Consider the following 11,081-nt stretch of genomic DNA (forward strand, 5'->3'; position numbering starts at 1 on the left):
AATTAAAAACTACATTTGTGATTTAAAATAAAACAGAATGAAATTTAATTTTTTGAAATCAATAGTTTGTATTGGATTTGTTATGCTTGTTTCTTGTAAGGAAAAAGAAAATTCGATTCAAAAAAGCGAAATTGTAAAAAATGAAATCGTTTATGCAACGGGTTTTGAATTATTGCAATATGATGATTTTTCTGTTTTAAAAGTAACCAATCCTTGGCCAAATTCAGAACAAAAATATACGTATGTTTTGAGTAAAGATTTAAATTCGATTCCAGATAGTTTATCGAATTTTATGCAAATTCAAATACCTATTAAAAAGGCAGTTGTCACTTCAACTACGCATATTCCTTCGCTGGTTGAGTTAGGCGTTGAAAATTCGTTAGTTGGTTTTCCTGGACTTGATTATATCTCAAATGAAGTAATTCGAAAGGATATTGATGCGCATAAAATTACCGAATTAGATGATAACGAAAATGTAAATTTAGAACTGGTTTTAGATTTACAACCCGATTTAATTGTTGGACATAGTTACGATGGAGAAAATAAAAAATTAGAAAATATCAAAAATGCCGGATTAAAAATTGTTTATAACGGTGATTGGGTTGAAAATTCACCTTTAGGTAAAGCCGAATGGATTAAGTTTTTTGGCGCTTTGTATGATAAAAATAACGAAGCTAAAGCTGCTTTTGATCAAGTCGTTTCTTCTTACAATGATGCTAAAAAATTAGTTTCGAATTTGCCGAATAAACCAAGCGTTTTAAGTGGTTCTTTGTATCAAGATGTTTGGTATTTGCCTGAAGGAGAGAGTTGGATGGCCCAGTTTATCAAAGATGCAGGTGGAAATTATTTGTGGAGTGAAAGTAAAGGTGTTGGAAGTATTTCCTTAGGATTTGAATCTGTTTTTGACAGAGCTCAAAATGCCGATTTTTGGATTGGACCAGGAGAATTTTCAACCTATCAGCAAATGCAAAATGCAAATCCACATTATGCCCAATTTTCAGCTTTTAAAGATAAAAAAGTTTATTCCTATAGCGTTAAAAAAGGAGTAAGTGGAGGAACTTTATTTTATGAAGAAGCACCAAACAGACCCGATTTAATTTTGAAAGATTTAATTCATATTTTTCATCCAAACGCGTTACCAAATTATCAACCGTATTTTATAGAACCTTTGAAATAAATGCTTTTTACGTCTAAACAAAAAATACTTGCTTTTGGATTATTCTTAATTTTAATCCTCGTTTTTATTCTCAATTTGTCTATCGGATCGGTGCAAATTGCGTTTAAAGATGTGGTTTCTATTTTGATTTTTCAAGATGCAGACAAAGAAAGCTGGAAATATATCATTTTAAACTATCGTTTGCCCAAGGCTATTGTTGCTGTCTTGGTTGGAATGGCCTTGTCAATCAGTGGAATGTTAATGCAAACGCTGTTTAAAAATCCAATGGCTGATCCGTATGTTTTAGGATTGAGTTCGGGGTCGAGTTTAGGTGTAGCGTTAGTTATTTTAGGTGGTTCGTTGTTTCCATTTGCTGTAAAACAATATTTTACCTCTTCATTGGCTTTGGTTTTGGCTTCAGTTTTAGGAAGTTTATTGGTGTTGTTTATCATTCTTTTGGTTTCGAGAAAAATCAGAGATACAATGACCTTATTGATTGTAGGTTTGATGTTTGGAAGCTTTGCAGGTGCTATAGTTGGGGTACTTTCATATTTTTCTTCGGCAGAAGAATTGAAGAAATTTACCTTTTGGTCTTTAGGAAGTTTAGGAAATGTTACTTGGCAGAATATTTTGATTATGACATTGGTTATTTTTATTGGATTATTGCTTTCTTTCCGATATTTAAAGACGTTAAATGCCTTGCTTCTAGGTGAAAATTATGCAAGAAGCTTAGGAGTAAATATTAAGAAATCCAGAGTTTTAATCATTCTTGCAACTGCAATTTTATCGGGTACTTGTACGGCTTTTGCAGGACCGATTGCTTTTGTTGGTTTGGCTATTCCGCATATTACCAAAATGATTTTTAAAAGTAGTAATCACTTTTGCTTATTCTTTGGGAATTTACTTTTGGGAGCCATAATACTATTGTTTTGCGATGCTGTTTGTCAGTTGCCAGGCGAATCTTTTATACTTCCAATTAATGCGATTACGAGTATCGTTGGCGCTCCAATTGTTATTTATTTGCTGTTGCGAAAGCAAGGTTTCAGGACTTAATTTATCTATGTAAAATGATTTCAATCGATTCAAATTTTAATTGTGAATATTTTCAGAAATAAAACATTAAATAAAAGAATCGCTTTATATTTGCAAATTGTAAAATATAGACATGAAATTCGATTTATTACATAAAGATCCGTTATCTAAAGCTAGAGCCGGGAAAATTACTACAGACCACGGAGTTATCGAAACTCCAATATTTATGCCTGTTGGTACAGTTGCATCTGTAAAAGGTGTGCACCAACGCGAATTAAAAGAAGACATCAATCCAGATATTATTTTAGGAAATACCTATCATTTGTATTTACGTCCAAAAACGGAAATCCTTGAAAAAGCAGGTGGATTACATAAATTCATGAACTGGGATAGAAATATCTTAACAGATTCTGGTGGTTTCCAAGTTTATTCCCTTTCAGGAAGAAGAAAAATTAAAGAAGAAGGTGTGAAATTCAAATCGCATATCGATGGGTCTTATCATTTCTTTTCTCCAGAAAAGGTAATGGAAATTCAACGTACTATCGGAGCTGATATTATCATGGCTTTTGATGAATGTACGCCATATCCATGTGATTATCGTTACGCAAAACGTTCGATGCACATGACACATCGTTGGTTGGATCGTTGTATTTCACATTTAGAAAAAGTTCCGACAAAATACGGTTACGATCAAGCATTCTTTCCAATTGTTCAAGGATCAACATTTAAAGATTTAAGAGCGCAATCTGCAGAATATATTGCAAACGCAGGTGCTGTTGGAAACGCAATTGGTGGATTATCTGTTGGTGAACCAGCAGAAGAAATGTACGAAATGTGTGAAGTGGTTACAAACATTCTTCCAGAAGATAAACCTCGTTATTTAATGGGAGTTGGTACACCAATTAATATTTTAGAGAATATCGCTTTAGGTATTGATATGTTTGATTGTGTGATGCCAACACGTAACGCAAGAAACGGAATGTTGTTTACATCTGAAGGTTTCATTAATATCAAAAATAAAAAATGGGAAGACGATTTCTCTCCAATAGATCCAATGGGACACACTTGGGTAGATTTAGATTATTCAAAAGCCTATTTACGTCACCTTTTTGTTGCAAACGAATATTTAGGTAAACAAATTGCTACCATTCATAACTTAGGTTTTTATATGTGGTTGGTTCGCGAAGCTAGACAGCAAATCTTAGCAGGAACTTTCTATGCTTGGAAAGAAAAGATGGTGAAACAAATGGCTACCCGTTTATAATTAAAGATATTATATGAAAATAATTGATTGGTATATTTTAAAACGTTATTTAGGAACATTCTTTGTGATGTTACTGCTTTTTATTCCTATTGGGATAGCTATTGACGTTGCCGATAGAATTAATAAAATTCTTGAAAGTAAAGTGCCAATCGAAGCAGTTTTGGAATATTATTTAGACTTTACGGTCTATTTTGCAAATATGCTTTTTCCTATTTTCTTGTTTATTTCGATTATTTGGTTTACCTCAAAATTAGCGAGTAATACAGAAATTGTAGCTATCTTAAGTTCTGGAATTTCATACAATCGTTTTCTTCGACCTTATATTGTTGGTGCTGCTATCATTTCATTAATTGCATTGATTTTTGGATTCTTTATTGTGCCACCTGCAAGTGCAGGTTATAACGATTTTCGTTTTAAATATCTAAGACGTGGAGAAGTTCGTGAAACAATGAACGTCTATAAACAGTTGAGTGAGAATGAATTTATCTATGTAAGTAATTTTAATTTAAATACAAAAACAGGTTATAATTTTACATTAGAAAAATTTGAAGGAAATAAATTAGAATATAAAATCAAAGCCAATCGTATTATTTATAACGATAGTACAAAAGATTATACATTAAAAGGTTACGCAAAACGAATCGTTGGTGAATTAGATGATAAAATCGAAACCGAAGATCAAAAAAACGTCAAATTTGATTTCGAAATTGATGATTTAACACCAACAGTTTATGCTGCAGAAACAATGAATCTTGGTGAATTAAATCGATTCATCGAAAAAGAGAAAATGCGTGGTTCGTCAAATATAAATTCCTATTTAGTAGTAAAATATAAAAAATATAGTGTTCCGGTTTCGGCATTTATCCTTACGATTATTGCCGTTGCCGTTTCATCAACAAAGCGTAGAGGTGGAATGGGAGTGAACCTTGCTCTTGGAATTGCCTTTGCCTTTACCTATATTTTCTTTGATAAAATTTTCGGTACGCTTGCCGAAGCTTCAAGTATAAATCCCTTATTTGCAGTTTGGTTTCCAAATGTTGTTTTTGGAATCATGGCTGTGTTTTTATTGAAAAATGCTAGACGCTAATTTTAAAAATCACCTACAACTTCATTTAATAGTTTTCATTTGGGGATTTACAGCAATACTTGGTGAGTTAATTTCATTAAGTGCTTTACCTTTAGTTTGGACCCGAATTTTAATAGCTTTAGTTCTGATTTTTGTTTATATAAAAATTAGAAAAATTTCATTAAAATTTTCGCCTAAACTTATCACAACTTTTATTGTTTGTGGATTTGTAATTGCCTTACATTGGTTTACATTTTTTCATGCGATTAAAATATCTAATATCTCCATTACATTAGCTTGTATTTCAACAGGTGCATTTTTTACTTCCATTTTAGAACCGATTTTCTTTAAACGAAAAATAGTTTGGTATGAGGTTTTTCTAGGAATATTAGTAGTTGTTGGTTTGGGAATTATATTCAGTGTTGAAACGCAATATGTTGCAGGTATTTTGGTCGCTTTATTTTCGGCTTTTTTATCAGCAAGTTTTTCGATAATCAACGGTAAATTTGCGGGGAAATACGATTCGAATGGAATTAGTTTCTACGAGCTTCTAGGCGGTTTATTATTTTTGACATTTTGTATGTTTTTTATTGGAGGCTTTACTTCTGAAGTATTTCATTTTCAAAAATTAGACTGGCTTTGGTTGTTGATTTTAGGATCGGTTTGTACGGCTTATCCTTTTATAGCTTCAATTAATATAATGAAATATTTGTCGCCATATACTTGTATGCTAACTATAAATTTAGAACCAATTTATGGAATTTTATTGGCTGTAATCATTTTCAAGAATCAAGAAAAAATGACACCTGAATTCTATTTAGGAGCTGTAATTATTTTATCCACAGTACTTTTAAACGTTTATTTTAAAAATAGGAAAAAACGAAAAGTTATTTAATAAAAGTTTATCTTTGTAAACTGTAAAAAAAAAATCAAAACGATAGATAACTATGGAATATTTAGATTTTGAACTTCCAATTAAAGAGTTAGCAGAACAATTAGATAAATGTACGATTATCGGACATGAATCTGATGTTGATGTTTCTGAAACTTGTAAAAATATCGAGAAGAAATTAGAAGATACTAAAAAAGAAATATACAAAAACTTAACGGCTTGGCAACGTGTTCAATTATCTCGTCATCCAAATCGTCCATATACTTTAGATTACATCAAAGCTTTATGCGGTGATACATTCCAAGAATTATTTGGAGATCGCGGTGTAAAAGATGATAAAGCAATGATAGGTGGAATGGGAAAAATTGGAGACCAAACGTTTATGTTTATTGGTCAACAAAAAGGAACAAACACTAAAACACGTCAATACCGTAATTTTGGTATGGCAAATCCAGAAGGATACCGCAAAGCTTTACGTTTAATGAAAATGGCAGAAAAGTTCGGTATTCCTGTTGTAACTTTAGTTGATACTCCAGGTGCTTATCCAGGATTAGAAGCTGAAGAACGTGGACAAGGTGAAGCTATCGCAAGAAATATTCTTGAAATGTTCCGTCTAAAAACACAAATCATCACTATTATTATTGGTGAAGGTGCTTCTGGTGGAGCTTTAGGAATTGGTGTTGGTGACCGTGTTTACATGTTAGAAAATACTTGGTATTCGGTGATTTCTCCAGAATCTTGTTCTTCTATTTTATGGAGAAGTTGGGAATTTAAAGAAAGAGCAGCAGACGCACTTAAATTAACTTCTATCGATATGAAAAAGAATAAGCTTATTGATGGAATTATTCCAGAACCGCTTGGTGGAGCTCATTACGATAAAGAAACAACTTTTGAAACTGTGAAAAAATATATCGTTTCAACTTTTGAAGAATTGAATAAAAAATCAATCGAAAAATTAATAGACGAACGTATGGATAAATATAGCCATATGGGAGAATATAAAGATTAATTTTTTTCTACAAGATATCAATGAAAGTCAGAGTTAACGCTCTGACTTTTTAGTTGTTAACAATTTGAATCGACTTGTGAACAATGATAGTGGATAAATTATCATTGATAAGCACAGAATTTTGACTTAAATTAGCTTCATGGAACAGCAAAAAGAAATAGCACCTTTACGTAAAGAAAATAAAAATATTATTAGCCTTGAAAAAGGTAAAATTCCACCGCAAGCCGTAGATTTAGAAGAAGCGGTTTTGGGTGCAATGATGATTGATAAAAAAGGAGTTGAAGAGGTAATTGATATTTTAACTGCAGATGCTTTTTATAAAGATTCGCATCGTATTATTTTTGAAGCTATCGACCAACTTTTTGTTGGAAATCAACCTATCGATTTATTAACCGTTTCTACGCAACTTCGTAAAAATGGAAAATTAGACCAAGCTGGAGGTGATTTTTATCTGATTAATCTTACACAGAAAATCAGTTCATCTGCACATATCGAGTTCCATTCACGTATCATTCTTCAGAAATTTATTCAACGTAGTTTGATTAAAATTTCAAATGAAATTATCGAAGAATCTTACGATGAAACAACCGATGTTTTTGATTTGTTAGATAAAGCTGAAGCTAAACTCTATGAAGTAACTCAAGGAAATATCAAAAAAAGTTCTGAAACAGCTCAATCTTTAGTAGCACAAGCTAAGAAGCGTATTCAAGAAATTGGTGGTAGAGAAGGACTTTCTGGTTTACCGACAGGTTTTCATAAATTAGATGCTTTAACTTCAGGATGGCAACCGTCAGATTTAATTATTATTGCGGCTCGTCCCGGGATGGGTAAAACGGCATTCGTACTTTCGATGGCTCGTAATATTGCTATTGATGCGAATTTTGGAGTTGCGTTATTCTCACTTGAGATGTCTTCGGTTCAGTTAATCACACGTTTGATTTCTTCGGAAACTGGACTTCCTTCAGAAAAACTTCGTACGGGTAAATTAGAACAACACGAGTGGGAACAGCTTAACGTAAAAGTAAAAGATTTAGAAAAAGCTCCATTATATATTGATGATACGCCATCGCTTTCGATTTTCGATTTACGTGCAAAAGCGCGCCGTTTATCTTCGCAACACGGAATTAAATTAATTATTATTGACTACTTGCAGTTGATGACAGCTGGCGGAAATGGTAAAGGTGGTGGAAACCGTGAACAGGAAATTTCTACGATTTCTCGAAATTTGAAAGCATTAGCAAAAGAACTTGAAGTTCCGGTAATTGCACTTTCTCAGTTATCACGTGCCGTTGAAACTCGTGGAACTTCTAAACGTCCTTTACTTTCCGATTTACGTGAATCTGGAGCGATTGAGCAGGATGCGGATATTGTATCGTTTATTTATCGTCCAGAGTATTATAAAATTGAACAATGGGATGACGATGAAGGAACACCAACCGAAGGTCAAGCAGAATTTATTGTGGCAAAACACAGAAATGGTGGCTTGGATAATATTCGTTTGAAATTCTTAGGTAAATTCGGTAAGTTTGATAATTTAGAAGATGGAAATATGCCTTTTGGAGAATTGCCTTCGCGTATGAATGATGGAGAAGATTCAAATGATTTAACTAAACATTTACCGAATGGAAATGCTATTTTTGGAGCTCCTTTTGGAAGTAGTGCTAACGATGATAACGACGTTCCGTTTTAAAATATTAAATCCTGATGTTTACATCAGGATTTTTTTATGTTTTTATTTTATTGAAAATGTAAAATATTTCGCGAGCAATTTCTAAACTTCGTGTTTCATAAATTTGACTTTGAATATCTGTTCCATCAGAAATCTTTGGGTCTTCATAATTTAATGAAAAACTTTTTTCTGGGCCAAAAATTAGAGGGCAATCTTTTTCCACTTGCGAGCAAGTCATAATTGCAGCAAACTGTGAAACAGGATTAAATGGATGATCATATCTTTTAGAAAAGCCTATGATAGGAATTGTATTTTCATCATATTTAATCGCATATACAGGATTACTTGTTTCTGAAATTATTGAAATTTCAAAACCTTGATTGTTTAGTGTTTCTATTATTTTTGGAAATAAAGCAGTAACTTTTGTTCCGCCGGAATATGATTGTACATTTTTAATGGTATAATATGACGCTGCAGTTTTTGCCCAAATTTGTGCTAAATGACTTCTTCTAGAATTATGTGTGCAAATAAAATTTAGATTTATATCTTCTTTCGAAACTATTTTTTGTTGAATGTAATCTATTAAAGGTTGTAAAATTATTTTTCTGTCGTTACTGATTTCAAAATTTAATATCTGATTTTGAATGACTTTGTTTAATTTTTCAAACATAAAAGCTCGATTAACAACAACCCGATTTTGGATCGCAACAAGACGTTGTGTTTTCTCCGATTTTAATTTTCGGCTTTTGTGATGGAATTCCACAAGCATCTTCGGCTAAACAGGCTGTTGTTTTATTTTTTAATACAAAATGCTTTCCGTTAAATTCTAAATCGTATTTTCCGATGGTTTCCGATTGATATTCCACTTCAATTTCTGCGTCTTCAATTCCCAATTTATCTTCAGAAAGTTGAATAATGTTTAGTAGTTTGCTTGGTTTTAATCGATGTTCATAGTCATCGGCATTCCAAAGTTGAAAATTTACCGTTTTTTCTGTGCGAATAACGCCTCCACAATCAATGAATTTTTTTGTGATTTGACCAACTTCCGTCACGTGAAAATGTTCTGGTACAGATGTTCCATTTTCTAATACAAATTCTACATTTTCTAATGTAGGTAATAGTTGTTTGATTTCGTTTAATTTCATATTTTATTAATTTTATATTGCAATATTACGATGTTGGTTTTGATAAAAAGACGTATTAGCAACACGTTTTTACTTCGATGTTTTGATTGAAGAAAAGGTTGAATTCGGTTTGAATATTTTTCCAAGTTTCTTCGTTTATACAATAACAAATAGATTTACCTTCAATCGTTCCTTTTAAAATTCCAATTGATTTTAATTCTTTTAAATGTTGAGAAATCGTTGCTTGTGCCAATCCTAATTCTTCAACCAAATCATTGCAAATACACGATTGTTGATTGATAATGTGCTGTAAAATGGCAATTCGTGCCGGATGCGCCAAAACTTTAAACAGGCTGGCTAAATAATTTTCTTTTTCAGAATGTAAATCGGTTTTGGTGATTCCCATTATTGATATAATTATATTGCAATATTACGATAATAAATTTAAGTTTTAAAACGAAACAGATATATTTAAGCTAAGCTTCATTTGAATAGAAATTTTGAATTTAGTTATCGATTTCTTTTTTACAATTTTTGATTAAAGTATCTGTTTTTATTAGTGTTTCTCTTCTATAATAATCTATAGTAACGTAATAATTTAAAGTATCGTTTTTACAATATTCTATGTTTAACATTCCTATTTGCGCTTCTTTGTGATGATCTTGTAAAGTATTATCACTAAATCCGCCATCCCAATCTTGTTCGTTTTTTATAAAATGACTTGTACCACCTTCAATACCTGAGGTTGTATATTCATAAAAATTTAGATTATAACTTATCCAAAATTTACTGCTATCTTCATTGTAGAATCTATGTTTGTATTCTTTTCCAATAAAGTCTTTATTTAAATTTTCTAGGCTAATCTTTTTTATTAAGCTTTCAACACTATCTTGATTAGATGATAAATTGTCAATTAAATAAAGATTTGGATAGATTTCGGATTGGATTACTTTCATTTTAGAAAATGCAAAAATCGATATTCGAGTAATTATTAAGATTGAAAAAATTAGAACTGTAGTGTTAATTCTAGCTTTAGTTTTTCCAATCCAAATCATTAATTTTTTTAAGAATGGAAATGTAAAAAGCAGCGCAAATAAAAATAAAACAAATTCATTTCCACCCGAAAAAAGCAAGATGAAATAAAAGATGATAACCAAAATTGGAAAAATGAATAAGGTAACTAATTTAGTAATTTGATTTTTTTCAGAATAGAAAATAAAAAATATTCCAACTATTAAAAAAATCCAAGCTAATCCATAAAAAGAAAAAACAATATTCATCAAAACCCCAATTCCATAAAACAATACGCCAAAATCGTAAAGTAATTTATTTCTATTAAGAAACGAATTGTTTAGAATGTGATATATGAATTCTTGTATTTTCGTAAGCATTTTTTTGTGATGTTTTATTGAACGGTTATCATAAAATTAAACAAAAAAACAATTGTAATGTTTTTAAGATCAGTAAATTGTTTTTTATAATTGATTTAATGACAAAATAGGAATGTTAGGCTTAATTGATTATTACCCATAAAATTCGTACTCATATTTATAAATGTCAACTTTACCTTTTTTATCCATAAAATCATCGAATATTTCTTCTTCGATTACATTTCCAATATCATCATATTTATAAGAAATAATAAATTTTGTATCTCGCTTTTGTTTAGGGTTTGTGAATAAATCAAATGTTGTTTTCACAGTTTTTATAAGTCGATTTTTGTTATCATAGAAATATGAAATTGTTGATTTAAGTTTTTCATCATCATTGTAAAAATATTCTTTTTGTTTTTGCTTTTTTTTATTGTAAACCTGAATTCGATTATTAATACAAAGCTAACTGACTGGAATTTAGATGTTCAAATTTAAT

12 protein-coding genes are annotated in these 11,081 nt (G+C 31.0%); 7 read left to right on the forward strand and 5 right to left on the reverse strand.

Annotated features, from left to right (window positions below; genetic code table 11):
- Nucleotides 1–37 precede the first annotated feature (37 nt).
- The 7 genes from EG240_RS07375 to dnaB all read left to right on the forward strand — a co-directional run bounded on the left by EG240_RS07375 (nucleotide 38) and on the right by dnaB (nucleotide 8,109).
- The gene (locus EG240_RS07375) at nucleotides 38–1,177 is read left to right on the forward strand and encodes an ABC transporter substrate-binding protein (RefSeq protein ID WP_125018751.1); all 1,140 of its coding nucleotides are present in this window, start codon (nucleotides 38–40) and stop codon (nucleotides 1,175–1,177) included.
- Nucleotides 1,178–2,209 (forward strand): iron ABC transporter permease, encoded by a 1,032-nt coding sequence (locus tag EG240_RS07380; RefSeq protein ID WP_125018752.1) that lies wholly within the window; start codon nucleotides 1,178–1,180, stop codon nucleotides 2,207–2,209.
- A gap of 112 nt (nucleotides 2,210–2,321) precedes the next feature.
- Nucleotides 2,322–3,452, forward strand: coding sequence for a tRNA guanosine(34) transglycosylase Tgt (gene tgt / locus EG240_RS07385; RefSeq protein ID WP_125018753.1), 1,131 nt, complete (start codon nucleotides 2,322–2,324; stop codon nucleotides 3,450–3,452).
- A 13-nt stretch (nucleotides 3,453–3,465) separates the two neighbouring features.
- Nucleotides 3,466–4,539 (forward strand): LptF/LptG family permease, encoded by a 1,074-nt coding sequence (locus tag EG240_RS07390; RefSeq protein WP_125018754.1) that lies wholly within the window; start codon nucleotides 3,466–3,468, stop codon nucleotides 4,537–4,539.
- Complete coding sequence (locus EG240_RS07395) at nucleotides 4,526–5,413, forward strand: DMT family transporter (RefSeq protein WP_125018755.1); 888 nt, start codon at nucleotides 4,526–4,528, stop codon at nucleotides 5,411–5,413. Before EG240_RS07390 ends, EG240_RS07395 begins: the two co-directional genes overlap by 14 nt.
- 52 nt (nucleotides 5,414–5,465) lie before the next feature.
- On the forward strand, nucleotides 5,466–6,419 hold the full coding sequence (locus EG240_RS07400; RefSeq protein ID WP_125018756.1) for an acetyl-CoA carboxylase carboxyltransferase subunit alpha: 954 nt from the start codon (nucleotides 5,466–5,468) through the stop codon (nucleotides 6,417–6,419).
- Between the two features lie 139 nt (nucleotides 6,420–6,558).
- The gene (dnaB, locus tag EG240_RS07405; RefSeq protein WP_125018757.1) at nucleotides 6,559–8,109 is read left to right on the forward strand and encodes a replicative DNA helicase; all 1,551 of its coding nucleotides are present in this window, start codon (nucleotides 6,559–6,561) and stop codon (nucleotides 8,107–8,109) included.
- A 34-nt stretch (nucleotides 8,110–8,143) separates the two neighbouring features.
- Here the strand turns inward: dnaB and EG240_RS07410 are convergent, their stop codons facing one another.
- The 5 genes from EG240_RS07410 to EG240_RS16480 all read right to left on the reverse strand — a co-directional run bounded on the left by EG240_RS07410 (nucleotide 8,144) and on the right by EG240_RS16480 (nucleotide 10,912).
- The gene (locus EG240_RS07410) at nucleotides 8,144–8,758 is read right to left on the reverse strand and encodes an arsenate-mycothiol transferase ArsC (RefSeq protein ID WP_125018758.1); all 615 of its coding nucleotides are present in this window, start codon (nucleotides 8,756–8,758) and stop codon (nucleotides 8,144–8,146) included.
- A gap of 10 nt (nucleotides 8,759–8,768) precedes the next feature.
- Complete coding sequence (locus EG240_RS07415; RefSeq protein ID WP_125018759.1) at nucleotides 8,769–9,233, reverse strand: DUF6428 family protein; 465 nt, start codon at nucleotides 9,231–9,233, stop codon at nucleotides 8,769–8,771.
- A gap of 55 nt (nucleotides 9,234–9,288) precedes the next feature.
- Entirely contained in the window at nucleotides 9,289–9,618 is a 330-nt protein-coding gene (locus tag EG240_RS07420) for an ArsR/SmtB family transcription factor (protein WP_125018760.1), read from the reverse strand.
- A 100-nt stretch (nucleotides 9,619–9,718) separates the two neighbouring features.
- A complete protein-coding gene (locus EG240_RS07425) occupies nucleotides 9,719–10,603 on the reverse strand; it encodes a hypothetical protein (RefSeq protein ID WP_125018761.1) in 885 nt (294 codons plus the stop codon).
- A gap of 132 nt (nucleotides 10,604–10,735) precedes the next feature.
- Nucleotides 10,736–10,912 (reverse strand): hypothetical protein, encoded by a 177-nt coding sequence (locus EG240_RS16480; protein ID WP_158612003.1) that lies wholly within the window; start codon nucleotides 10,910–10,912, stop codon nucleotides 10,736–10,738.
- Between the last annotated feature and the right edge of the window lie 169 nt (nucleotides 10,913–11,081).

Source organism: Paenimyroides tangerinum, from assembly GCF_003865405.1.
Classification (GTDB): Bacteria; Bacteroidota; Bacteroidia; order Flavobacteriales; family Flavobacteriaceae; genus Flavobacterium; species Flavobacterium tangerinum.